The 23094-nt window shown below is 59.8% G+C and carries 20 protein-coding genes; 15 read left to right on the top strand and 5 right to left on the bottom strand.

Features of this window, described 5'->3' with window-relative positions; all coding sequences use genetic code 11:
• Positions 1 to 132 precede the first annotated feature (132 nt).
• The 5 genes from PSH78_RS15110 (at position 133) to PSH78_RS15090 (ending at position 4573) form a co-directional block, all read left to right on the top strand.
• Complete coding sequence (locus PSH78_RS15110; protein WP_305495131.1) at positions 133 to 393, top strand: DUF2790 domain-containing protein; 261 nt, start codon at positions 133 to 135, stop codon at positions 391 to 393.
• Positions 394 to 437: 44 nt separating this feature from the next.
• Positions 438 to 1493, top strand: coding sequence for an SDR family oxidoreductase (locus tag PSH78_RS15105; RefSeq protein WP_305495130.1), 1056 nt, complete (start codon positions 438 to 440; stop codon positions 1491 to 1493).
• A 69-nt stretch (positions 1494 to 1562) separates the two neighbouring features.
• Positions 1563 to 2882, top strand: coding sequence for an NTP/NDP exchange transporter (locus tag PSH78_RS15100; RefSeq protein WP_305495129.1), 1320 nt, complete (start codon positions 1563 to 1565; stop codon positions 2880 to 2882).
• A 456-nt stretch (positions 2883 to 3338) separates the two neighbouring features.
• Positions 3339 to 3809 (top strand): M15 family metallopeptidase, encoded by a 471-nt coding sequence (locus tag PSH78_RS15095; RefSeq protein ID WP_305495128.1) that lies wholly within the window; start codon positions 3339 to 3341, stop codon positions 3807 to 3809.
• Between the two features lie 35 nt (positions 3810 to 3844).
• Positions 3845 to 4573 (top strand): pYEATS domain-containing protein, encoded by a 729-nt coding sequence (locus PSH78_RS15090; RefSeq protein WP_305495126.1) that lies wholly within the window; start codon positions 3845 to 3847, stop codon positions 4571 to 4573.
• A 65-nt stretch (positions 4574 to 4638) separates the two neighbouring features.
• On the opposite strand, the gene map is transcribed toward PSH78_RS15090, so the two are convergent.
• The 3 genes from map to PSH78_RS15075 all read right to left on the bottom strand — a co-directional run bounded on the left by map (position 4639) and on the right by PSH78_RS15075 (position 7281).
• Positions 4639 to 5436, bottom strand: coding sequence for a type I methionyl aminopeptidase (gene map / locus PSH78_RS15085; protein WP_305495125.1), 798 nt, complete (start codon positions 5434 to 5436; stop codon positions 4639 to 4641).
• Complete coding sequence (locus PSH78_RS15080; RefSeq protein WP_305495124.1) at positions 5433 to 5645, bottom strand: ParD-like family protein; 213 nt, start codon at positions 5643 to 5645, stop codon at positions 5433 to 5435. The genes map and PSH78_RS15080 overlap by 4 nt, the downstream gene beginning before the upstream one ends.
• A 79-nt stretch (positions 5646 to 5724) precedes the next feature.
• Positions 5725 to 7281 (bottom strand): TerC family protein, encoded by a 1557-nt coding sequence (locus PSH78_RS15075; protein WP_305495123.1) that lies wholly within the window; start codon positions 7279 to 7281, stop codon positions 5725 to 5727.
• 325 nt (positions 7282 to 7606) lie between these two features.
• Between PSH78_RS15075 and PSH78_RS15070 the strand changes: the two genes are divergently transcribed.
• Positions 7607 to 8509, top strand: coding sequence for a LysR family transcriptional regulator (locus PSH78_RS15070; RefSeq protein WP_305501272.1), 903 nt, complete (start codon positions 7607 to 7609; stop codon positions 8507 to 8509).
• 31 nt (positions 8510 to 8540) lie between these two features.
• Here PSH78_RS15070 and PSH78_RS15065 read toward each other — a convergent pair whose 3' ends face one another.
• The gene (locus tag PSH78_RS15065; protein WP_305495122.1) at positions 8541 to 9473 is read right to left on the bottom strand and encodes a helix-turn-helix domain-containing protein; all 933 of its coding nucleotides are present in this window, start codon (positions 9471 to 9473) and stop codon (positions 8541 to 8543) included.
• A 199-nt stretch (positions 9474 to 9672) separates the two neighbouring features.
• On the opposite strand from PSH78_RS15065, the gene PSH78_RS15060 reads away from it, so the two are divergent.
• The 3 genes from PSH78_RS15060 to PSH78_RS15050 all read left to right on the top strand — a co-directional run bounded on the left by PSH78_RS15060 (position 9673) and on the right by PSH78_RS15050 (position 12871).
• Positions 9673 to 11088, top strand: a complete 1416-nt coding sequence (locus tag PSH78_RS15060; protein WP_305495121.1) for an acyclic terpene utilization AtuA family protein — start codon at positions 9673 to 9675, stop codon at positions 11086 to 11088.
• Positions 11085 to 11393, top strand: a complete 309-nt coding sequence (locus PSH78_RS15055; protein ID WP_305495120.1) for a DUF4387 domain-containing protein — start codon at positions 11085 to 11087, stop codon at positions 11391 to 11393. Before PSH78_RS15060 ends, PSH78_RS15055 begins: the two co-directional genes overlap by 4 nt.
• A gap of 68 nt (positions 11394 to 11461) precedes the next feature.
• Positions 11462 to 12871: an MmgE/PrpD family protein gene (locus PSH78_RS15050; RefSeq protein ID WP_305495118.1), complete on the top strand. Its 1410-nt coding sequence runs from the start codon at positions 11462 to 11464 to the stop codon at positions 12869 to 12871.
• 232 nt (positions 12872 to 13103) lie between these two features.
• On the opposite strand, the gene PSH78_RS15045 is transcribed toward PSH78_RS15050, so the two are convergent.
• A complete protein-coding gene (locus PSH78_RS15045; RefSeq protein ID WP_305495117.1) occupies positions 13104 to 14309 on the bottom strand; it encodes a citrate synthase in 1206 nt (401 codons plus the stop codon).
• Between the two features lie 257 nt (positions 14310 to 14566).
• Here PSH78_RS15045 and PSH78_RS15040 point away from each other — a divergent pair, with 257 nt between their 5' ends.
• The 6 genes from PSH78_RS15040 to treS all read left to right on the top strand — a co-directional run bounded on the left by PSH78_RS15040 (position 14567) and on the right by treS (position 23091).
• The gene (locus PSH78_RS15040; protein ID WP_305495115.1) at positions 14567 to 15856 is read left to right on the top strand and encodes a CitMHS family transporter; all 1290 of its coding nucleotides are present in this window, start codon (positions 14567 to 14569) and stop codon (positions 15854 to 15856) included.
• An 84-nt stretch (positions 15857 to 15940) separates the two neighbouring features.
• Positions 15941 to 17338 carry an OprD family outer membrane porin gene (locus PSH78_RS15035; RefSeq protein WP_305495114.1) on the top strand — a complete coding sequence of 466 codons (1398 nt, stop codon included), beginning with the start codon at positions 15941 to 15943 and terminating at the stop codon, positions 17336 to 17338.
• A gap of 30 nt (positions 17339 to 17368) precedes the next feature.
• Positions 17369 to 18397, top strand: coding sequence for a phosphoglycerate dehydrogenase (locus tag PSH78_RS15030; RefSeq protein ID WP_305495113.1), 1029 nt, complete (start codon positions 17369 to 17371; stop codon positions 18395 to 18397).
• Positions 18394 to 19359, top strand: coding sequence for an alpha/beta hydrolase fold domain-containing protein (locus tag PSH78_RS15025; RefSeq protein WP_305495112.1), 966 nt, complete (start codon positions 18394 to 18396; stop codon positions 19357 to 19359). The genes PSH78_RS15030 and PSH78_RS15025 overlap by 4 nt, the downstream gene beginning before the upstream one ends.
• Positions 19356 to 20618 carry a lipase family protein gene (locus PSH78_RS15020; protein ID WP_305495110.1) on the top strand — a complete coding sequence of 421 codons (1263 nt, stop codon included), beginning with the start codon at positions 19356 to 19358 and terminating at the stop codon, positions 20616 to 20618. The genes PSH78_RS15025 and PSH78_RS15020 overlap by 4 nt, the downstream gene beginning before the upstream one ends.
• 406 nt (positions 20619 to 21024) lie before the next feature.
• Positions 21025 to 23091: a maltose alpha-D-glucosyltransferase gene (treS, locus tag PSH78_RS15015; protein WP_305495108.1), complete on the top strand. Its 2067-nt coding sequence runs from the start codon at positions 21025 to 21027 to the stop codon at positions 23089 to 23091.
• The last annotated feature ends 3 nt before the right edge of the window (positions 23092 to 23094 follow it).

The raw sequence follows: 23094 nt of genomic DNA, 5'->3' as shown, positions 1-23094 counted from the left end.
TTGGCTGAGCCACCGAGTTTGTCCCCGCGCCGGCGTTTGACATGTTCCTGTCAGTCGCCAGTCACCTTGACGTCAGTGTCCCCCTCATAAAGTGCAACCACTATCCCGGTAAGGGCATTCGTGGAGACCACTATGAACATTCAGAACCTGTCGATCGCCAGTCTGTTGGCCGTCATCGCATTGGGCGGTGCGCCGCTGTATGCCAAGGAGCAAACCAATCCCCCGGCTTACGAGTACGGCATGCCGCTGGACGTGGCCCAGGCCATTCGCATCGAGGCGCCAAGCCCGCCGATGTGCGAGGTCGTGCGGGCCAAGATGACCTATGTCGATACCCAGGGTGAACTCCGGCACGTCAGCTTCCTGCAGCTGGCCGATGCGTGCTCCATCCAGTGAACACCGGCCATACCCCTTCATCACCCCCAACAGAGAAGCCAGCCATGTGGAATAGAACAACAATCCCCGCAATCGGACTTTCGCCCAATCTGGGCCGGATCATCACGCTGGCCCGGACGCTCGCTGCGGGCGTAGCGCTGTTCAGCGCCATCAGCGTCGAAGCATCGGCTCGCGTTGCACCCAAACCCGACTGGTCCACCAGCGATATACCGTCGCAGAAAGGCCGAATTGTCCTGATCACCGGCGGCACCAGCGGCATGGGTTATGAAGACGCGCTGGCATTGGCGCGTGCCGGTGCCGACGTCATTATCGCCGCCCGCAACCCGGAGCGCGGCGCCGAGGCCATTGCCCGTATCCGCCAGTCGGTGCCCGATGCCAAGGTGCAATTCGAGGCCGTGGACCTGGCCAATCTCTCATCGGTAAGTGCCCTGGCCCAGCGGCTCCAGAGCAAGCTGCCGCGCCTCGACGTGTTGATCAACAATGCCGCCATCATGGCGCCGCCGGAACGCGGTACGTCCGCCGACGGTTTTGAACTGCAACTGGCGACCAATTACCTCGGGCACTTTGCGCTGACCGGTCTGCTGGTGCCGCTCTTGCGCCAGAGCCAGGACGCCCGAGTTGTGAGCCTTTCAAGCATCGCGGCGACGCGCGGCGCGATGAATTTCGATGACTTGCAGTTCGAGCGCAAGTACGACCCGTACGCGGCCTACGCGCAATCGAAACTGGCGGTGCTGCACTGGGCGTTTGCCTTGCAGCGGCGCAGTGATGCCGAAAACTGGGGTATTCGCAGCATGGCGGCGCACCCCGGGGTAGCAGTCACCGAGCTGGTCGCGCGCGGGCCCGGCCTCGAAAGCGAGTTCGGCCAGCGCTGGGCAAAGGATCGCGACGCGTACCACTCGGCGGCACAAGGCGCGCTGCCCACGCTGTATGCCGCTACCGCTGTGCAAGCCGTGGGCGGTGCTTATTACGGCCCGACCGGGGACGACGAACGGCGCGGCCCGTTGGGTTTCGCCAAGACCCCGACTGCCGCGAACGCGCAAGCGGATGCCGAACGGCTCTGGGCCATCTCCGAGCAACTGACCGGCGTGACCTATCGCTGACGCAGCCTGGGCGCGGGCATGCGTCCCCGCGCTCGACCTCCGGCTTGTTGCCGTTTCCCAGGAGTTTCCATGAGTACCCCTTCCTATTTGCATCGGCTGAGCCTGGCCCTCAATGCCCGTGACGATGAACTGCGTCCGGCACTGTGCGGGTTCCTGTTGTTCCTCTGCCTGTTCACCGGCTACTTCATGTTGCGTCCGATCCGTGAGTCGATGGGGATCGCCGCGGGTGTGGAGAATCTGCAATGGCTGTTTACCGCGACCTTTCTCGTCATGCTGGTGGCCGTGCCGTTGTTCGCCTGGCTCAGCGCGCGAGTGCCGCGCCTGCGCCTCGTCGATTGGGTGTATGGCTTTTTCGTCTTGAACTTGCTGATGTTCGTCGAGCTGTTCCAGTTCGATTCGGACAACGTCTGGCTGGCGCGTACTTTTTACGTATGGATTTCGGTCTACAACCTGTTTGTCGTCTCCGTGGCCTGGAGCCTGATGGCCGATGTATTCGACAGCGAGCAGGCCAAGCGCCTGTTCGCCTTCATCGCGGCCGGCGCCAGCACCGGTGGCCTGCTCGGGCCGGCCTTGAGTGCGCTGCTGATCGACAGCCTCGGTGCCTCGGGGTTGATGTTCGTGGCAGCCGTGTTGCTGGGGGCCACGCTGGGATTGAAACGAACCTTGATGCGTTGGCGTGAAAGCGGTGGGGCCGGGCGTCCCGGCGCGGCACCCACGCAAAGCCCGCAGCGGCCCTTGACTGGCAATCCGTTCAGCGGGATGACGGCGGTGTTCCGTTCGCCGTATCTGCTGGGGATCGCCGGTTTCGTCGTGCTGCTGGCAACGGTCAGCACCTTTCTCTACTTCGAGCAGGCACGTCTGGTGGCCGAGCTGTTTCCGGACCGCCAGGCCCAGGTACGGGTCTTCGGCACTATCGATTTTATTGTGCAGGCGGGCGCGCTACTGTCCCAGCTGTTCATCACCGGGCGCATCGCCCCGAAGCTCGGCATCGGGGCGTTACTGGCGATCGTCCCACTGATGATGTGCATCGGTTTCGTCGGTCTGGCACTGGCGCCAGGCTTTGCGGTACTCGCGACCTTGATGATTGTGCGGCGGATCGGCGAATACGCGTTCGTGAGACCGGGCCGGGAAATGCTGTTCACCCCGCTGGACGCCGAGAGTAAATACAAAGCCAAGAATTTTATCGATACGGTGGTCTATCGCGGCGGTGATGCGCTCAGCGGGTGGATCAAGACGGCGCTCGATATGCTGGGGCAGGGCGCCGGCCTGGTCGCGTTGATCGGCGCGGCGTGCGCGTTGCTGTGGGCCGGCCTTGGATGGTCGCTGGGGCGGCAGGCTGATCATCGCCGTGATGAGCTGGAGCTGGAAGCAGGCGTTGCCGAAACCTAGGCACGTATAGACTTGCCGAAGGGTTCGAAAGACCCTGTGGGAGCGAGCCTGCTCGCGAAGAGGTAGGCACATCCAGCATCTTCATCGGCTGTGGTAGCGCATTCGCGAGCAGGCTCGCTCCCACAGGGGAAATAACTGTCTTTTAAAAACTCGCCAATTTTTTAGCTTTATCTTTTGATGATTCAGGAAGTTTACAACTTCTTGCCTATTTGGCGGGCGGAAGTGAATCATTTAATTAACACTCGAAGCTTATAATTGTTTTTTTTCGGATTTCTTGACAAGGTGGTTTCTGCTTACTATTTATTGCTAGGCGATAAGGCGCAGTTAGGCGGTATGGTTGATCTCTGTTTTAACGGATTTATATATCGTTCAGGTTTCCGCTGTTCACAGGCTCAAGTTTTTGTTTCTATTGCGCGCGTTCAAGTTGTTTGATGGATGTCCAGTGCGGGGGGCGTCATGGCAGATTTCAAGTTTGGCCCGGGATCGCTGAACGAATTGAAAAATGTCCATCAGGATCTGGTGGCGGTGGTCAATCGTTCTCTGGCTTATTCGGTACAGGATTTTGCGGTTCACGATGGCATTCGATCGCTGGATCAGCAGAAGTCCCTGTTCGCCAAAGGAGCGGCCAAGACGTTGGATTCCCGGCATATCACCGGGCATGCCGTTGACCTGGTGCCCTACATAAACGGGAAGTTGCGGTGGGAATGGCCGCCCATTTTCCTGATTGCGGAGGCCATGAGGATGGCGGCAAAGGAGTTGGACGTGAAGCTGCGATGGGGTGGTGCATGGGACATCGATTTTACCGACTCGGAGGCTGCACCTGAAGACCTCATGATTGATTACGGCGCCCGGATCAAGAAACAGGGGAAACATCCATTTCTTGACGGTCCGCATTTTGAATTGAAAAAAGCTTTTTATCCCGCTTGATTGCATGTTGGTATGGATGCGCGGAGGCAAACAGGGTGAGTAAGACAATTGATCTGATTCGAGGCAGTTCGTTTTTTAAAACAGCCTCAGGTATGCATCGAAATCCGTTAGGCCTGATTGCCTTGTTCATTATTTCCGTCTATGCGATCGGGGCACTCGTGGTCGGGTTCGGCAATGAGCGATTCTACGAGGCGCCAAGCCATCCAGTCATTCTGTTCATGGCGATCTTTCCCGTCGCTGTGTTGTTCGTTTTTTACCTGTTGGTTGCGTACTTCCATACCCATCTCTACGGGCCCAGTGATTTCATCAACCAGGCTCATTTTTTTCGAGCACCTTCGCCGCGAGAGTTGGAAAGTGTCGATACCGGGATCGCCACCTCCGGCGCTGACGTACCGGTCGTGGAGTCGGATGTCTCGATCCTGAATGCCAAATACGATCGCATGGTCGATTTTGGTTTCATCCTGCTGCATCAGTCGGAAACCTTGCGCTCCAGGACCATTCCGAGAAGTGGGCTGTTCAAGGTGCGGGTCTGGATAGAACCGTTGGATTCGCGCAACAACCTTGGCGAGATTGAATCGGTCACCTATCGCGTGTGGGAGGATTTCCCGCAACCGGTGATCGCCTCTTCAGATCAAAAATCTTCATTCGACCTTTGGCTGAAGATTTACGGTGAGTTTCCGGTGTTGGCGGTGGTGAGAAAGAAAAACGGCGAGACATTTCAATTGATGCGTCATATCGACCTGCCTGGACGGCCGATGGATTGAGTGCAAAACCGTTGATGCGCAGCATGAGGGGGGCACGACGACTGCCGATCGGCCGTCGCAATGCCCTAGGCGTTGAGGTTGGCCCCATGCGTGCCCGTCACGAGGCCTGATTCGTCCGGGCGCAACGTCAGCACGGAAAAGCCGGAAGCCGTGACGGCCACGGTATGCTCGAACTGCGCGGAGAGCGCCCCGTCCCGGGTCACCACGGTCCAGCCGTCGGCTTCGGTCCTGACGTCCGATGTGCCCTGGTTGAGCATCGGCTCGATGGTGAAGACCATGCCCTCGCGCAGGACCAGGCCCGTTCCCGCTTTGCCGAAGTGCAACACCTGGGGTTCCTCGTGCATTTGCCGGCCGATGCCGTGGCCGCAATATTCACGGACCACCGAATAACCGTTGCGTGTCGCATGGCCTTGGATGGCCGCGCCGATGTCGCCCAGGCGAGCTCCCGGGCGGACGGCGCGGATGCCCTTCCACATGGCTTCGTAAGTGACCTGGACCAGCTTCCTGGCGGCTGGGTCGACGTTGCCGATCAGGTACGTCTTGCTCGAATCCGCGATATAGCCGTTCTTCTCCAGGGTGATATCGAGATTGACGATGTCACCGTCTTGAAGCACTCGCGAGCGCGAGGGCACACCATGGCAGACCACTTCGTTGATCGAGCAGTTGAGCACAAAACCGTACCCGTACTGTCCCTTGCTGGCGGGGCGCGCATGGAGACCGCGGACGATGAAATCCTCGACCATTGCATCGATCTGCAGCGTTGACAGCCCCATCAAGTTGGTTCGATCCAGCCGTTCGAACACCAAGGCGAGCAGTCGGCCGGACTCGGCCATCAGGGCCAGTTCTTCGGGTCGCTTGATCATTGCCAGCTCGCCTCCAGCGGTTGCGCCGTAACGCCGGCGTCGCTGAGTTCGCGCTGGATGATCTCGTTGAAACTGAGGGTAGGGTTGGTCTCGCACAGCATGCCGACCTTGATCCAGAAGGCCGCCTGCGCGTTGATCGAACGGCAGGAGACCTTGGTGGCCTTGCGTAGCTGGTCGTGAAGTTCGTCGTCGATGTTGACAATGCCCATGTGTGGCTCCATATGTTTCGTATATCGAGGATATACGTTTCATATGCCATGGCGCCAGCCCCATTTGGCAGTGAGCAGGTCACGCCTGTTCTTCGACACGCAGCAAGACCCTGGTTACCCGACGCTCTTCTACCTCCATGACGGTCATGCTCCAGCCCTGCCAACCGAGGGTATCGCCAATCATCGGCAAGCGGTCCAGCAGGCTCATCACCAGGCCGGCAAGTGTCTGGTAATCCTCCGTCGCGTATGCGTGGAAACCGATGTGTTCGCGAACCTGGCTGAGGTTCAGGGCGCCGCTGACGAGGAAACCGTCTTCTTGCGCAACAATATTCGGCCCGTCGATTTCACTGGCGTCGGGCAGTTCGCCCGCAATGGATTCGAGGATGTCGGTCATCGTGAGCAGGCCGACGAAGTCACCGAACTCGTTTACCACGAAGGCGATGTGGGTCGACTCCTTGCGCATTTGCTCCAGCGCGTTGAGGATCGTGAAGCTGTCGAGCAGGTTGATGGCTTTGCGCGCCATGGCTTCCAGATTCGGTTGATTGCCCGCCAGTATTTCCTTGAGCAGTTCCTTCTTGTGGACGAAACCCAGGGGCTCATCTACGCGCCCGTCGCGAATCAATGGCAAGCGCGAATACGATGAGTGCATCAGCGTCGTACGGATGTCTTCCGGCGTGTTCGCCAGGTCGAGATGGTCGATTTGCGCACGCGGGGTCATCACGCTGCGTATCGGGCGCTCCGCCAATTGCAGCACGCCGCTGATCATCACCCGTTCGCGTCGATGGAAAACCTGTTCGGGTTTTTCGCCCTCCAGCAGGTCGGCGATTTCTTCACCGACCTCATCGGCCCCCAGCTTTTGACCGCCCAGCAGGCGCAGTACCGCATGGGCGGTACGTTCGCGCATCGGCCGAAGACCTTGCAGGTTTTTCTTGCGCCGCGAACGCGCCAACTGGTTGAACAGTTCGATCAGGATCGAGAAGCCAATCGCCGCGTACAAATAGCCCTTCGGAATATGGAAGCCCAAGCCCTCGGCCGTGAGGCTGAAGCCGATCATCATCAAAAAGCCCAGGCAGAGCATGATGACGGTAGGGTGGCCGTTGACGAACTTTGTCAGTGGCTTGCTCGCGATCATCATCAGGCCGATGGAGAAGATCACCGCGATCATCATCACCGACAGATGTTCCACCATGCCCACGGCGGTGATCACCGCATCCAGGGAGAAGACCGCATCCAGCACCACGATCTGCGCAACGATCGGCCAGAACAGCGCATAGGCAGCATTGCCGGAACGTTGCGCGACGTGCCCCTCGAGTCGCTCATGCAACTCCATGGTTGCCTTGAACAACAGGAACACACCGCCGAACAGCATGATCAAGTCGCGGCCCGAGAACGTCTTGTCGAACACTTCGAAGAGCGGGTTGGTCAGGGTCACCATCCAGGAAATGCTCGCCAGCAGGCCCAGGCGCATCAGCAGCGCCAAGGACAGGCCGATGACTCGGGCACGGTCGCGCTGCGCGGGGGGGAGCTTGTCCGCCAGGATGGCGATGAATACCAGGTTATCGATGCCGAGCACCAGCTCCAGCACGATCAGAGTCAGCAGGCCGAGCCATGCCGTGGGGTCAACGATCCATTCCATGGGTTATTCGCTTCCTCGGGCGTTCAATACGAAGGAAGAGCGCTGCAACCGTGATATGCGCGGCGCTGAAGCGGGGGAGACAGTGTTTCTTGAACAGCGACTGGGAGGTTCCTGGAGGGTGTTCATACGGGCCTGGCAATAATTCGGGAAGAAATCCTACAACGGTTCCCGGCATTTCATACGAAGCGATTTATTACAGGATCTGACGGAGCGGAAAAGTCACGCGCTGCGTCGTGCCGGAGCATGGCTGCCCTGTGCAATGAACAACTTTCCCATTACGCTGAAAAGCTCCTGTCCAGGTAAAGAATCGCGCAGCGTGAAAAAAATAGTTCGAGTCGATGATCTACAGGTGTTCGTGACGACCACTGACGCCGGGAGTTTTTCCGCGGCGGCGCGCTTGCTGGATATTTCTCCGGCGCTGGCCAGCGTCGCGGTACAGCGACTTGAGGCAAGCCTGGGGGTGAGGCTGTTCGTGCGCTCTACGCGGCGGCTGCGTTTGTCGGATGATGGTGAGCGCTACCTGGCCCATGCCCGGCGGGCATTGGAGGTGTTGGAGGATGGCGAGCTCGCCCTGGCAGAGGGGCGCGACGAAGTGGCCGGGACGCTGCGCTTGTCCGTGCCCTCGGATATCGGGCGAAACCTGCTTCTGCCGTGGCTGGACGAGTTCCAGCAGATGCATCCCAAGGTACTGTTGCAGCTGCGGGTCAGCGACCAGGTCGCCGACCTGTTCGGGGAGCATCTCGATGCGAGCATTCGTTATGGTCAGTTGGCCGATTCGAGCCTCGTCTCCTTGATGCTGGCCCCATCCAATCGAAGGACTGTGTGTGCCTCGCCCGACTACATCGCGCGGCACGGCCTGCCAAAGGCGCCGAGTGAGCTGAGTAGGCACAATTGCCTGCGTTACGTGATGGGTGAGCAAACCTACGAGCGCTGGATTTTCCAGACAGCGGATGGGCTGGAAACGGTTCAGGTCGCTGGCGATCGCATCAGCGATGATGCCGATATTGCCAGGCGTTGGGCCGTGGCGGGCCAGGGGATCGTCTACAAATCGAAGCTCGATGTGATGGACGATATTCGCAGCGGTCGCCTGGTGGAGATCTTTCCAGCGGAGTATGGCCAGCCAGCGCCGCTGCAACTGGTGTGTGCCCATCGAACCTCGCTGACGCCGTCGGTCCAGGTGCTCAGGGCCTTCCTGTCTGCGCGCTGTGAACGCTACATCAACGAGTGAGCAGGGCGTTGGCCAGCGGCTGAAACAGGCCTCACGGCTGGCGATAATCGCTGGGCGTCACGCCTATCTCCCGGCGAAAGACCTGGGAGAAATGGCTCGGGCTTGAGTAACCCACTTCAAGTCCGATGTCGATGACGCTGCGGTCCGTTTCGAGCAGCAGTTGCCGGGCCCGGTTCATGCGCAGGCGTATGAAATACTGCGAAGGCGACAGGCCTGTGGCGCGCTTGAACATTCGGCTGAAGTGATACTCGCTCAGGTCTGCGACCTGGGCCAGGTGGGCCAGGCTGAAGTCATCGGCGAGGCGCTGCTTCATCGTATCGAGGACCCGACGCAATTTGTACGCCTGCAGCGCGTTGCTGCGCGGGGCTCCGCTGTGGGGCGCGAGATAGGTACGCACCAGGTGCACCGCCAGTGCCTGGGCCAGGCTCTGTGCAAACAGTGGGCTGGGCTGGCGTTCGTCGACCAGCTCGTTGCGCAACTGATCCAGTATGAAGCTCACCCGCAGGTCCCGGGCTCCGGAGATATCGCGAAAGGTGACAGGCCCGGCCCGTTCCCCGAGCACGTCGCGCGCGGCGCGCTCGATCAACGGCAAACCGAGATACAGGTGCATGACTTCGAAGGTGTCGCAACCTTGCGTTTGCCAGCGCATCTCGTAAGGCTCGTTCGTGCTGGTGAGGTAGAAATCACCGGCCTGAACATCCACAGCTTCCCATTCGCCGCCCAGCGAACGTTCCTCGATCCGGGCGGCCCCGGTCAGTACCAGGACGAGCAGAGGCTCGACCACCGCAGGCACCAGGATCGGCTCGACCACCGTCGGGTGGCTGAACAGCTGCACCACCATTTCCTGGACCTGCGCACGCGTCGGCACGACTTGCGGCGTGCCGGGCATGAAATGCGCCATCGACTCGGCACTGATGCGCTGGGGAGCGTTCTGCGGCGGTTCATCCGGTCCGGTCTGGCGCATGTGTTGCTCCATCAACGAAGTCCTTTTACCTGCTGGATCCAGTTCGAAAACTGTTTTGATATCGCTCGACTCGCTGCGGATTTGTCAAAGGGGCGAAGTTAGCGTTGGCGTAGTTATATGGACAAAATCTGTCCACTTGTCAACACCGTCGCAGGCCTTATCATCGCCTCAAAGAAGAAGTAAAAAAGAAGAGGGATTTATGCGAACGGTATTTCAAGATTGTATAAAAGTCATTGTTCCCTGCGGTTCTTTGGGAGCGGGCGTTCGGGAAGAGGAAATAGCCTATGGATTGGCCGCCGGTGCACAAGTTATCGCCACCGATGCCGGTTCAACCGACAGTGGCGCGGCTTATCTTGCACTGGGTAAATCGAAGAACAACCGAGGCGCGGTCAAGCGTGACTTGATGATATTAATGAAAGCCCAGGCGCAATCCGGAGTGCCGATCATTGTCGGTACCGCCGGTCAGGCGGGAGGCGATCTTAATTTGAACTGGACGCGTGATATCGCCTTGGAAATAGCTGAAGAGTTGGGCGTGACGCCAAAGATTGCGCTCATTTATTGCGAGCAGGACAAGGACACGATAAAGAACTTGAATGCCGAGGGGCGTATAAAACCCTTGTCGCCACATACTGCGTTGGACGACGCAACGGTGGACGCCTGCGAACATATTGTCGCCGCGCTGGGGGTGGAGCCCTTTCTCGCTGCGCTGGAGGCCGGTGCCGATATCATATTGGCCGGCCGCTCCACCGATACCGCGGTCATCGCCTGTTATCCGATCTGGAAAGGCGCGCCTTGGGGGCCTTCGTGGCACGCTGGCAAGACCGGCGAATGCGGCGTGCAGTGTGCCGTCAATCCCACGCTAGGCTCGGGAATCCTGCTGAGTGTCGATGCGAACGGCTTCGAAGTCGAGCCGTTGAGCCAGGACAACCGGTGCACGGCCCATAGCGTTTCGGCCCACATGCTCTATGAAAACAGCGACCCGTTCCGGTTGGTCGAGCCCGGTGGCATCCTGAATGTAGTCGAGGCACGTTACGCCGATCTCAACGGCCGTGCTGTCCGGGTCGAAGGTTCGCGCTGGGAGGAAATGCCCTACACCATGAAGTTGGAAGGTGCCGCGGCCGGTTTATATCAAACGATCATGCTGGTGGGCATTCAAGACCCCGATGTGCTCAAGGATATCGACGGTTTTCATGGTCGGTTACTTGAAGCGCTTTATACGAGAACCCGCCAATCCATCCCCGCCGAGGAACTCGGCGAGTTTCATATTTCCCTGCGCATGTATGGATGGAACGGCGTCACCGGCGTAACGCCGCCTTCGGGAATATTACCGCCGCCGGAAGTAGGCATGTTGTTTGTGGCAACTGCCGCAACCCAGGAAATGGCCAATACCATTGCCCACGCGTGTAATCCATATTTCTTTCATTACCCGAGTGTCATGGGCAAGGAACTGCCGTCGTATGGATTTGCCTTTACCCCGGCTGATATACCGCGTGGGCAGATTTTCGAGTTCAAGTTGAATCACGTGGTGGAACTTGAGGATCCCATGGAGTTGGTTCGCCTGGAGTGGATTGATTTATCGGCTACCTCGGTGGCCAGGAAGGAGTTTGCACAATGACCAAGTTGCGTGATGTATGTCGGCATGTCCGATCCAAGCAAGCGGGGCCGTTCTGGATCACCTTCGATATCTTTTTCAACGGGCGGGAGAATTTCGAGCGTTATTCCGATTGCGCGGCACTTTCCCCGGCGCAATTCGCGAAGCTCTACGGCACTGATCCCGAGCGGGTCAAGCACATCCCGGTGGCGGACCTGGAAATGGTCAAGATTTCCTTTCCCCGCCCAACGCCCCAGGGCGGCATGGTCGAGCGCGACATGCATGCCGGCCAGCAATACGTCCGACTGCTTGATGTGACCATCGACTGAGGCCCGCTCGCGCCTTGCTCTGTTCGCCTCATGGACGAGGACTGACCACCCATTTACCCGAGGTAATCATGACGGATTCCACCGTTGCGATGCGGCTGGCGCGCTATGCCCACGCATTCAGGAAACAGCGCCTGCCCGACGCAATCATCCACCTGGTGCGCCAGCGCTTCATCGACAGCCTGGCCTGCGTGCTGGGCGCCTACGGGGCGGCCCCGGTAAAGGCTGCGCTGGGTTATGCAGCTGCCAACCCCGCGACTACCGCCGGCATATTCGGCTCGAACCTGCAAACGACAGCGGAAATCGCTGCCTTCGCCAACGGCCTGATGGTTCGTTTCCTCGATTACAACGATGGCTACATGGGCTTGGAACCGGGCCATCCGAGTGACAATATCCCGGCCTGCCTCGCCGTGGCGCAAGCCGAGAACGCCACCGGCGCCGAACTGATTTCGGCCATCGTCCTGGCCTATGAGATCCAGATGCGCTTGCAGGATGCGGCAAGCTTGAACAGGCGTGGCTGGGATCACGTCAATTACATCAACGTCGCGATGGCAGCGGCGGCTTCCAACCTGATGAAGCTGGACGTCGCGCAGACCGAGCAAGCCATCAATATTGCTTTGAGTGGGCACTTGGCGATGCGCCAGGTGCGCAGTGGAACCCTGTCCGACTGGAAGGGCTGTTCGGCCGCCAATGCCGCGCGCAACGCGGTTTTTGCGGCCCAGCTGGCGCGCCAAGGCATGACCGGGCCGTCGCCGGTCTTCGAGGGCGAGATGGGGTTCTTCAAGCTGGTTTCAGGGCCGTTCGAGCTGGACACTGATCGTTTTGCTACGCCCGGCAATGGCGACTATGCGATACGACGCTCGCTGACCAAGACATTCCCCACCAACGGTGAGCTGCACACCGCCGTCTGGGCCGCGCTGGATATCCGCAAGCGCATCGACAACGTGAATGACATCGCTGCCATTACCATCGAAACGTCCGAATTCAACCGTCGTGTACTCGCCGACACCCCGGAGAAATGGTTGCCGAAAACCCGCGAGACGGCGGACCACAGCCTGCCCTATAACGTGGCTCGGGCATTGCTCGACGGCGATATCACCATCGCTTCGTATTCCGCGGAAAAAATCGCCGACCCTGCGGCGATTGCCTTGATGGACAAGGTCAGCGTCACGGAGGATCCGGTGTTGACGGCGCTGTTTCCACGGCACCTTGCCAATCGTGTCAGTGTGACGCTGGTCTGCGGCGAACAGGTGGTGAGCGAGATGATCACCGGCCCCGGGTCAGTCGAAACGCCGATGACCGATCAGGATTTCGAGCGAAAATTCCGGCGCATGGCGATGCCGCATATCAACGCGTCGGCACAGGACCTGGTGCTTGGGTTCGTCGCCGGGCTTGAGCGGCAAACCGAGTTCGGTTCGTTGTTTGCGGCGATGGCTGTCGCCCCCATTGCGGACCAGAAACCGGCCGCACTGCGCCTTTGAGAAGCTTCGCGAGCAGGCTCGCTCCCACAGGTCATGTGTCGTGCCGGGATGTTCTGGATGGCGCAGATCTAAGGTGGGAGCGAGCCTGCTCGCGAAGAGGCCAGTCCATTCAACATCCCCATCGCCTGAAGCGCCGCCATCGCGAGCAAGCTCGCTCCCACAGCGTCATGTGTCGTGCCTGGATGTTCTGGGTGGCGGGAATATCTTTTTGCAGGAACGCCCGGAGCGGACTTCAACGGCGCCCACTGTCAGTCGCCGTTGGCAACGTCCCGGTATAACGAGCGCGAGGCCGGCCCTCGTGGTGCTGGTTGTATTGCTCGCTGGCATGGGCTATCCAGCCGATCGAGCGACCGACGCCGGCCAATGAAATTTCCTGTCCACGCAGTCCCATTTTCCTGCCGATGAAACTCACCAGGAGTATGAATTCAGGCGGGTATGCAACGAGTTCCGAGGCCACCGAAAAGGCTTTCTGCAACCTGATGAATTCACTGTCGCCATCAAATACTGCCGTCAACGCGTCCATCAGGTTGCTGGCTCGCGGGTCGTTGATCGAATGCACATTGGGGCCGAACCCGACGATGTGTCCGTCCTGGCTGTAGCGCTGCAGGATCGGTCGAGTAGGGTCCGCGGCCGTACAGATTTCCTCGATCATCCGGCTGGCGGCTTCATTTCGTCCATAGGCGATCTTGTGGCCTCGCGCGGCGGCGAGCGCGGCGATCACCGCATAGTAGGGGGTTGCGCCGGTGGTGGCGGCAACGCGGACGCTGTGAGTGGTGTGGTCCAGTTCATGATCGATGCTGAGAATCAGCAGGCGCCGGATCAGGTCGGCATGCGCTGGCGGGGCGCCGCAGGCCTGGGTGATGAACTCATGCAAGGGCTGGTTGCTCGGTTCGGTCGCCCCCACGACCAACGCGGCAAACCAGCGCACGACATCGGCGCCGGTACGGGCGTAACTGTCAGGGGAAAGGTCGAAGGCCTTGGGATTTTCGCGTTGCACCAGAGGGAACAGCGCGATGGCTTTTTCCTGGGCGGACGTGTGTTCATAGATCTTTAACAGCCTGGCAGCGTCCTTCGGTGTCCGAGGCAGCGATGTGCCGAACGCCGAAGGCACCTGCCAGATCAACTCGGCGACTTCTTCGACGGTTGAACGATCAGCCAGCTCGACGACATTGTGGCCGCGATAAAACAGGCCATCGTCCGTTATCAGCGTAATCGCGCTGTCCGACGGCGTCGTACGCTTGGCAACGGGCTTGTCTTGCGCCGGTACTTTCACCAGTCGTTGGATGTCCTCTGCCCAGTAACGCCGCTTGGGCGAGCCGGCAATCTTGATGGAGCGGATATTTTTGCGGCTGACATAGGCGTACAGCGTCGGCAGGCTGACCCGGAGTATGGCTGCCGCCTCTTCTGCCGAGAGGTAAAGGCCTTCTTGTTCTGGCATGGCGGGTCCAATCGGATTGATGGAGAGGTATACATGTTTATTGGATTTACCGTCCTGTAGTCAATGTGTATTGGCGCGGAGTTTCAACTTTGTTTTTTCTACCCAGGCTGTGTCTGATGAGCCTCATCCAGCAGGGATGTTGACGGAAAAAATCAAGATTTACAGGGTTTCACCCCCTATGTAGATTTCGGCTGCGCAAGGGTTGTTCACATTGATTTTCGAAGATCGATAACAATAAAAACGAAAAGGTGAAACGCATGGCTTGGTTAGGTTTCGCAATGGTCGTCACGTTTATGGCATTGATCATAAGCAAGCGACTTTCCGCTGTGACGGCACTCATTCTTGTCCCGGTCGCGTTTAGCCTGGCCAGTGGAGCAGGACCGGAACTGGGCGCGATGGTGATGAACGGCGTCAAGCAAGTAGCGCCCACCGCGCTGATGTTGATGTTCGCAATCCTCTATTTCGCAATCATGTTTGACGCGGGGCTCTTTGAACCCGCTGTACGAAAGATCCTGCGTTACGTGGGCAACGATCCTCTCCGTGTGGTCCTGGGCACTGCGCTGCTGGCCACGGTCATTTCTTTCGATGGCGATGGCGCAACGACGGTCTTGATTGTAACCACTGCGTTCCTGCCGCTTTACCTTCGCCTCGGCATGAACCCGCTGATTCTGGCGTTGATGCTGCTATTGACCAATACCGTGGTCAACCTGATTCCCTGGGGAGGGCCGGTGGCCCGCGCCGCCAGTGCGCTTCACCTGGATGTGGCCGAGTTGTTCCTGGGGTTGGTGCCGGCCATGTTCGCGGGTCTTGCCTATGCATTCGTCGTGGCGTTCTGGATTGGCCGCAGAGAGCGCCGTCGCTTGGGCTGGACGGCCGCTGCCAAGGATGCCGCGCCGGAAGATGTCGTCTTGCCCACCACGCATTCCGAGACGCATCGGCCGAAGCTTTTCTGGGTCAACCTCGCGCTCACCGCTGGGCTCATGTATGCGATGGCGACAGGGCTGGCGCCGTTGCCGATGTTGATGATGGTGGGGCTTTCCCTGGCGCTGCTGATCAACTATCCACGCCTGGCGGAACAGAAGGCCAGAGTCGCGGCGCACTCCGAAAGTGTCCTGATGGTCATCGCCTTGATCTTCGCTTCAGGTGCGTTTACCGGGATCTTGTCAGGTACCGGCATGGTTGATGGGATGTCCGAGAAGATCGTGCAATTGATTCCCGACGACCACGGCCAATATTTCAGCATCATTACTGCGCTCGTCGCCTTGCCACTCAACTTCCTGTTATCCAATGACGCGTTTTTCTTTGGCATCTTGCCGGTACTGGGCGCGGCGGGCGTCGAATACGGTATTGACCCGATGCACATAGCGCGGGCCTCGGTGCTGGGCCAACCGGTTCACGCACTAAGCCCCTTGGTGGCGGCGGTTTATCTGATCAGTGGAATCATCAAACGTGACATGGGTGACATGCAACGTTATTGCCTGCTCTGGGCGATCGGCAGCAGCCTGGTCTTGATTGTAACCGCGGTCATTACCCGGGCGATTATCTGATTCATTAACGCGTAGCGCCGAAGTTTGAAAGACGCCAAGTTGCGTCTGCTCACGTCAAAATAAAAATAATAGATGAGGTGGTCGATGAAATCGATTAACGCCGTCGCTATGACGTTGCTGTCGACAATGTTTGTGTCTGAAGTGGCTGTTTCGGCAACGATCAGTTACCCGGACCGGTTCCAGCATGAAGGAAAGTTGAATGCCTATCTGCGCTCGGTTTATATCAATACTCGAATATCCAACGACTTGATCGAAGATCGTTTTGGCGGTTTTCCGGACGGCAACAAACTGGGCGGTACCGGAATCGGCGCAATTCTGGATTACAACTCAAGTTATTGGGCCGGCGTCGTAGGGTTTGACGCCTCGTTGTATGGCGTGGCGATGATCGATTCCAAAGATAACGGCCGGGATTTGTTCGATGACAGCGATGGCACGAATGGCGGTTTCGCAAAAGTCGGGCAGAGTTATTTCAAGCTGCGTTATGAGGGAGATGGCTGGAACGTCGATTCCCAGATGGGGCGGGGTCGGTTCGATGCGGGAACGTTGGTCACGCTCGACACGCGGATTGTCCCGGGCTCCTATCAGGGAGGGCGGGCCCATCTGAATTTTACCGAGATGGGCATCGGTCCGCTCCCTGGCACGCTGGGGTTCGAAACAGCCTATATCAATCGTTCTTCACCGCGCGACAGGGAAGAGTTCGAACACCTGCTGAGCCAGTCAGGCGAGGAAATAAAAGACCTGTACACCTATGGCGTCAAATACGATCTGAAGGCCATCGAACTCGGCTACGACCATGGCGTATCGCGGAACTTCAATGAAAACACTCGTTACGGACTGACACTAAAGGCCCCGCTTGGTGATAAAGCCGGCATCGTCCTGGACACTCAATATTATGAGTTCGAAAAGGCCGGGCGAATCTGGGAGCGTGATAGGCAGGCCGGCGAGGCTGCTTATGACGATGACGCGACCTGGTTGAATATCAATGTCGGTTTGTTGCTCGACAAACTTCGCCTGGGTGTTTCGTTTTCCGAGACCAAGGCCGAGTTGGGCAATGGGCAACTCGGTTATGCCTACTTTGATCATGCGGACAACGTCGACGGCAAGATGGATGCCTGGACACGCTCCGGCAACGACTTCAATAACGATGGCGAGCGAACCTGGCAAATCGGCGCCGAATATGACTTGAGCTCACATTCTTTATTGGGGACTTCGCTGGACGGCTTCAAAGTCATGACTATTTATAAGCAAGGTCAGTTTGACGCCACCGATCCATTCAGCGGCCGACGCACCAATGTGACCGAGCGGCAGAATGAATACCGTCTCTATTATCGCTTCGATGAAAAGGAATACGCCGGACTTTCAGTCGGCTTGATTTATATCGACTACCGCATTGACCAGGACTTTGTCGCATTGATATCCGCACAACCCGACAACGTGGTCAGCGGCTCGGAGGCTAGGGTGTATCTGGATTACGCATTTTGAACGCTGGACGTTTCTACCAAGAGGTCCGTGATGTTTGAACATCGCCAAAAAATAGTGGTTACACAGCGGTTTTTCGACGCCATGGCCAGCGACTTTCTACACAGCCATGGTTGTGAAGTGGTAGTCGCGGAGCTGGCTCCCGGACAAGCCGATGGTGACCTGAGTGAGCGGCAGTTGATCGACTTGCTGGCAGACGCCGACGGTTGGATCGTCGGGCACGCGAATGTCACGTCCAGCCTGCTAGGTGCACTGCCGCGCCTGCAAGTCATCGCCCGTCGCGGCGTCGGTTATGAGCGGGTCGATACGGCAGCGGTGGCAGCGGCAGGGAAGGTGGCGACCATTGCTACTGGCGGCAACGATGCCAGCGTCGCCGACCACACCGTTGCGCTGATGCTCGCCGTTTGCCGTCAACTCAAGCGCTGCCAGATGGGCTTGTCGGCCAATGACTGGTCGATTCCCCTGGGCGGTGATCTGTATCGCAAGACGGTTGGCATCGTCGGATTGGGCCGGATTGGCCGGGGCGTCCTGCAGCGCTTGTCCGGGTTCGAAGTCAGGCCGCTGATCTGCACGCCTCATCCAGGCGGTGCCGAGGTCGACGGTGATTTTGTTGACCTGGATACGCTGCTCAGGCAAAGCGACTTCATTACCCTTCACGCGCCGCTCAATCAGCAGTCCCAAGGACTGATCGATGAGCGCGCACTGAACCTGATGAAGCGTTCCGCGGTGCTCATCAACACCGCGCGGGGCGGGTTGGTGCGCGATGCCGATCTGCTGCGGGCCCTGCGCGAAAAGCGAATCGCAGGGGCAGGGCTCGACGTCTTCGAAAGCGAGTCGGACCCCTCGCTCTTGCCGGTGACCGAACAACTGATTCAGCTACCGAACGTGATCGTGACGCCCCATGTCGGCGCGTCCACGGTGGAAGGGCTCAATCGCACCAATCTGATCGCCGCCCAATGCGCGGTGGCCGTTCTGGAAGGACGCAGCCCGCCCAGCCATTGCATCATCGCGGACGGACGTCCACCTATGGGCTGCGAGAGCCGCGTGGATAACCGGCCATGAGTTGCGACGAAAACCCGCCGGTGCATCCCGACCTGGCGGCGGTGGTCGGCGCGCTCCGGGAGCAGGGATTGCTGCCCCTCGTTCATGGGGATGTGCACAGCGTCCGGGCGCATCTGGAACGGATCAATGCCTGGGCGGCGCAACGCAGCGTGCCGCTGTCCTACGAGCGCACCTTGAGCTTTGCCGTTGATGGGCGAACGGTGCCCTGCAAACTCTATTGGCCGGAGGGCGATGAGACGCCTTGCTTGATGTTCTACTGCCATGGCGGCGGATTCCGCCACGGTTCGCTCGCCGGCTGGGACGCACCGTTGCGCCAGTTGGTACGCGACAGTGGCCTGGCGGTGCTCTCCATCGACTATGCGCTGGCGCCGGAACAACGCTTTCCGGTGGCGTTCAACGAGGTGGTGGCGATCGTCAGCCGGGTCATCAAGCTCGGCGCCATCACCGACTGCCCGGTACGCGGCTATGCCTTGGGCGGCGATTCGGCAGGCGCCAATCTCGCCCTGGGGGCGGCGATTGCGCTGCGCGAGGCGGGGATCGATGCGTTGCGGCAGTTATTGTTGTTCTACGGCAGCTACTCGCGGGACCTGACCTCCGATTCCTGGCAGCGACTTGGCGGCTACGGGGGCCAGAGCCTGTCGGTCGAGACCATGGGGGCTTACTGGGCCAGCTACCTGGCCAATGACGAGGACGACTGGCGGGTGCAGCCGATCATTGCCGATTTGGCGGGCCTGCCGCCGGTGCGATTGGTGGTCGGTGAACTGGATCCGCTGGTGGACGAAAACCGTGAGCTGGCGAGTCGCTTGCAAAGCGCGGGCGTGGCAACACATCTGCAAGTACTCGCGAACATGCCTCACGGGTTCATTCGTTTCAATGAGGTGGCCCCTGTTGCGCGCAATATCGTCGCTGCGCAGGGCAACGCCTTGCGCAAGGCATTTTCCGGTCGGGGAAACTTTCCATGAGTATTCGCCAAGCCTTCACAGGAATTTGTGTGGGCGCAATCATCGTCCTGGCAGCCAACGCCATGGCGGCCGGCACGCTTCCCGTCGGTCCCGCTGCCGGAGACATGCAGCTATCGCCGTTCTATCGCTGGCCGGACGCAATGCCCGCGCAGCCTGGCGTGCTGCTGCGCAGCGAGGCCATGGCGGTGCAGCCAGATATGCCTGCAGCATCACAGGCGTTGCGCCTGCTCTACAGCTCCATCGATCAGCGCTGGCAGTCCGGTCTCGTTCCGGTCAGCGGAGCGTTGTATCTGCCGGCAGGAAATCCTCCGGCCGGAGGTTGGCCGTTGCTGGCCTGGGCCCACGGCACGCTGGGCATCGCCGATGCCTGCGCGCCTTCCTGGGCGGGACTGCGTGAGCGTGACGCGGCGTATATCAATCGCTGGCTCGCGCGCGGCTTCGCCGTGGTGGTCAGCGATTATCAAGGCCTCGGAGGGCCGGGACCTCATCCCTATACGTTCTGGCAGGCCGAGGGACGCTCGGTCCTGGACTCGATTCGCGCCGCCCATGCCATCAAGCCAGGCCTGATCGCCAATCGCGTAGTCCTGGCCGGACAATCCCAGGGCGGCGGGGCGGCATTGGGCGCGGCGATCCTTGCTGGCACCTATGCACCGGAACTGCCCATTCTGGGCGCGGTGCTCACGGCACCGAACAGCACATTTCCCGAAGGCCCCATCAAGCTGCCGCCGCGCCAGTCCAATACGGTGTTCCTGGCACTGGCGTCAGGCGCGTTGCGTGAGGACGGGCCACCGATCGAAGGCATCCTGACGGCCAAGGGGCTTGAACTGCTGAGCGTCGCCCGGCAAGGCTGTACCCGTGATATTGGCCGCAAGTCCAAGGCGTTGCAGATCGGTTCGTTTGCCGAGCTGTTCACGATCACCCCAGAGGCGTTGAATGCTGCGCGCATTCCAACGACCGATATGCCCCAGGCGTCAATAGCCTTCCCATTGTTCATTGCCACGGGCCAGGCGGATCAGACCATCGCGCCAGAGCGGCAATACGCGGTCGCGGCGGCGTTGTGTGCCGCTGGCAATCCGGTGATGTGGCGTACGTATGAAGGCCTGGGGCATGACGGGGTGTTGCATGGTTCCCTGGACGACGTGTTTGCCTTTGTCGACGCGTGGTTCGATGGACAGAATCACGCTTCGAATTGCTCCAACCTGCAGAAACCCGGTGCGCCAGGCGAAAGAGACGTGGCAGCGCCGTTCAATGACGACTGAGTCTGTTTCATACCAGCTCATCCCCCTGTGGGAGCGAGCCTGCTCGCGAAGGCAGTAACGCAGGCTGTGAACACGAGCCGCCATGAGCAGATCCCCGTGGCGAGGGAGCTTGCTCCCGCTGGCCTGCGAAGCGGGCCCCGGCAATCTTTCAGGCAGACCGCATTCGCCGGTTTGCGACTGCTGCGCAGCCGAGCGGGAGCAAGCTCCCTCGCCACGAGTTTTGAGGCGTCTGGGCTGGCGCCTTCGCGAGCAGGCTCGCTCCCACTTTGGTTCGGGTTCACCCATCGCATACCCACCGCTTCGTGCCTCAATGCAACGAATACCGGGCCAGAGCCTCATATGACTAATGAGCGGCGCCGCTGACGTCGGCAGCCGGTCCGGTTTTTTCTTCACGACAGGGATTTTTATGACGATGGCTGAGAAAAATCATGTCGACTGGCTGGTCGAACAATCGATGCTCCACGCGGCGCGGCAGCGGGCCAAGCTCTATTCGGGGCAAGGACGCTTGTGGCAGCAGCCCTATGCGCACACCCGGCCCCGTGATGCTTCAGCGCTTTCCTCAGTGTGGTTTACCGCCTACCCAGCCTCCATCGTTACCCGGGAAAATGGCACGGTGCTCGAGGCGTTGGGCGACGAAACCTTGTGGCACGCCTTGTCGAAAATCGGCATCCAGGGCATTCACAACGGTCCGCTGAAAAGATCCGGCGGCCTGCGCGACACTGACTACACCCCAACCATCGATGGCAATTTCGACCGTATCAGCTTCGACATCGACCCGGAACTGGGCACCGACGCCCAGCTCCAGGCACTGACCCGCATGGCCGCTGCGCACAACGCGGTGGTCATCGACGACGTCATCCCGTCCCACACCGGCAAGGGCGCCGATTTCCGCCTGGCGGAGATGGCTTACGAGGACTATCCGGGGCTCTACCACATGGTGGAAATCCGCGAGGAAGACTGGCCGCTGCTGCCCGAGGTCGGGGAGGGACGTGATGCCCAGAACCTCACCGCGCAGCAGGTGGATGCCCTGCGTGACAAGCACTACATCGTCGGCCAGTTGCAGCGGGTGATTTTCTTCGAGCCTGGCGTCAAGGAAACCGACTGGAGCGCGACGCCGATCATCATGGGCGTCGACGGCAAGCCACGGCGTTGGGTTTATCTGCACTATTTCAAGGAAGGGCAGCCGTCGCTGAACTGGCTGGACCCGACCTTTGCCGCGCAGCAGATGATCATTGGCGATGCGCTGCACGCCATTGATGTCATGGGAGCGAAGATCCTCCGGCTGGACGCCAACGGATTCCTCGGCGTGGAGCGCAAGCTCGATGGCACCGCCTGGTCGGAAAGCCATCCGCTATCGATCACCGGCAACCAGTTGCTCGGCGGGGCGATTCGCAAGGCCGGCGGTTTCAGCTTCCAGGAATTGAACCTGACCCTCGATGACATTGCCGCCATGTCCCACGGCGGGGCGGACCTGTCTTACGACTTCATCACCCGACCGGCCTACCAGCACGCCTTGCTGATGGGTGACACCGAATTCCTGCGCTTGATGCTGCGCCAGATGCACAGCTTCGGCATCGACCCGGGCTCGCTGATCCACGCCTTGCAGAATCACGATGAACTGACCCTGGAACTGGTGCACTTCTGGACCCTGCATGCCCACGACACCTACCTGTACCAAGGCCAGACGTTTCCCGGCAGCATCCTGCGCGAGCACATCCGCGAGCAGATGTACGAACGCCTGTCCGGCGAGCACGCGCCTTACAATCTGAAATTCGTCACCAACGGCGTCTCGTGCACCACGGCGAGCATCATCACCGCCGCCCTGGGCATTCGTGACCTCGACGCGATCACAGCGGCCGATATCCAGCAGATTCGCCAAGTGCATCTGCTTCTGGTGATGTTCAACGCCATGCAACCGGGCGTGTTCGCCTTGTCTGGCTGGGATCTGGTGGGCGCGTTGCCGTTGCCGGCGGAACAGGTCGAGCACCTGATGCGCGACGGCGACACGCGCTGGATTCATCGGGGGGCCTACGACCTGGTGGACCTCAACCCGGAAGCGCCGCTGTCAGCCGGGCAGATGCCACGTCCAAAGACCTTGTATGGCAGCCTGCCGAGCCAGTTGAAGGATCCGGATTCATTCGCCTCGCAACTGCGCAGGATCCTGTCCGCGCGCCGCGCCTACGACATCGCGGCGAGCCGCCAGATCCTCATCCCGGACGTCGAGCATCCGGGGCTGTTGATCATGGTCCACGAACTGCCGGCCGGCAAAGGCACGCAGATCACCGCGCTGAACTTCGGTTCGACGCCGATCACCGAAACCCTGCACCTGCCCGGTATCGCACCGGGGCCGGTGGTGGACATCATCAACGAGCGGGTCGAAGGGGATCTCACGCCCGAGGGTGACTTCACCATTACCCTGGATGCGTTCGAGGGGCTGGCGCTGCGGGTGGTGAGCAGTTCGCCGATGATCTAGCCG

The organism is Pseudomonas sp. FP198 (assembly GCF_030687895.1).
In the GTDB taxonomy this organism is placed as follows: Bacteria; Pseudomonadota; Gammaproteobacteria; order Pseudomonadales; family Pseudomonadaceae; genus Aquipseudomonas.
Note: the sequence above shows the minus strand (reverse complement) of the source record. Positions and strands in the feature narration are given on the sequence as shown.

What these genes read in the sequence shown, in the direction of transcription:
- PSH78_RS15110 (WP_305495131.1), top strand. Translation starts at nt 133, where the DNA reads ATGAACATTCAGAACCTGTCGATCGCCAGTCTGTTGGCCGTCATCGCA.
- PSH78_RS15105 (WP_305495130.1), top strand. Translation starts at nt 438, where the DNA reads ATGTGGAATAGAACAACAATCCCCGCAATCGGACTTTCGCCCAATCTG.
- PSH78_RS15100 (WP_305495129.1), top strand. Translation starts at nt 1,563, where the DNA reads ATGAGTACCCCTTCCTATTTGCATCGGCTGAGCCTGGCCCTCAATGCC.
- PSH78_RS15095 (WP_305495128.1), top strand. Translation starts at nt 3,339, where the DNA reads ATGGCAGATTTCAAGTTTGGCCCGGGATCGCTGAACGAATTGAAAAAT.
- map (WP_305495125.1), bottom strand. Translation starts at nt 5,436, where the DNA reads ATGATCAAGCGACCCGAAGAACTGGCCCTGATGGCCGAGTCCGGCCGA.
- PSH78_RS15080 (WP_305495124.1), bottom strand. Translation starts at nt 5,645, where the DNA reads ATGGGCATTGTCAACATCGACGACGAACTTCACGACCAGCTACGCAAG.
- PSH78_RS15075 (WP_305495123.1), bottom strand. Translation starts at nt 7,281, where the DNA reads ATGGAATGGATCGTTGACCCCACGGCATGGCTCGGCCTGCTGACTCTG.
- PSH78_RS15065 (WP_305495122.1), bottom strand. Translation starts at nt 9,473, where the DNA reads ATGCGCCAGACCGGACCGGATGAACCGCCGCAGAACGCTCCCCAGCGC.
- PSH78_RS15060 (WP_305495121.1), top strand. Translation starts at nt 9,673, where the DNA reads ATGCGAACGGTATTTCAAGATTGTATAAAAGTCATTGTTCCCTGCGGT.
- PSH78_RS15055 (WP_305495120.1), top strand. Translation starts at nt 11,085, where the DNA reads ATGACCAAGTTGCGTGATGTATGTCGGCATGTCCGATCCAAGCAAGCG.
- PSH78_RS15050 (WP_305495118.1), top strand. Translation starts at nt 11,462, where the DNA reads ATGACGGATTCCACCGTTGCGATGCGGCTGGCGCGCTATGCCCACGCA.
- PSH78_RS15045 (WP_305495117.1), bottom strand. Translation starts at nt 14,309, where the DNA reads ATGCCAGAACAAGAAGGCCTTTACCTCTCGGCAGAAGAGGCGGCAGCC.
- PSH78_RS15040 (WP_305495115.1), top strand. Translation starts at nt 14,567, where the DNA reads ATGGCTTGGTTAGGTTTCGCAATGGTCGTCACGTTTATGGCATTGATC.
- PSH78_RS15035 (WP_305495114.1), top strand. Translation starts at nt 15,941, where the DNA reads ATGAAATCGATTAACGCCGTCGCTATGACGTTGCTGTCGACAATGTTT.
- PSH78_RS15030 (WP_305495113.1), top strand. Translation starts at nt 17,369, where the DNA reads ATGTTTGAACATCGCCAAAAAATAGTGGTTACACAGCGGTTTTTCGAC.
- PSH78_RS15025 (WP_305495112.1), top strand. Translation starts at nt 18,394, where the DNA reads ATGAGTTGCGACGAAAACCCGCCGGTGCATCCCGACCTGGCGGCGGTG.
- PSH78_RS15020 (WP_305495110.1), top strand. Translation starts at nt 19,356, where the DNA reads ATGAGTATTCGCCAAGCCTTCACAGGAATTTGTGTGGGCGCAATCATC.
- treS (WP_305495108.1), top strand. Translation starts at nt 21,025, where the DNA reads ATGACGATGGCTGAGAAAAATCATGTCGACTGGCTGGTCGAACAATCG.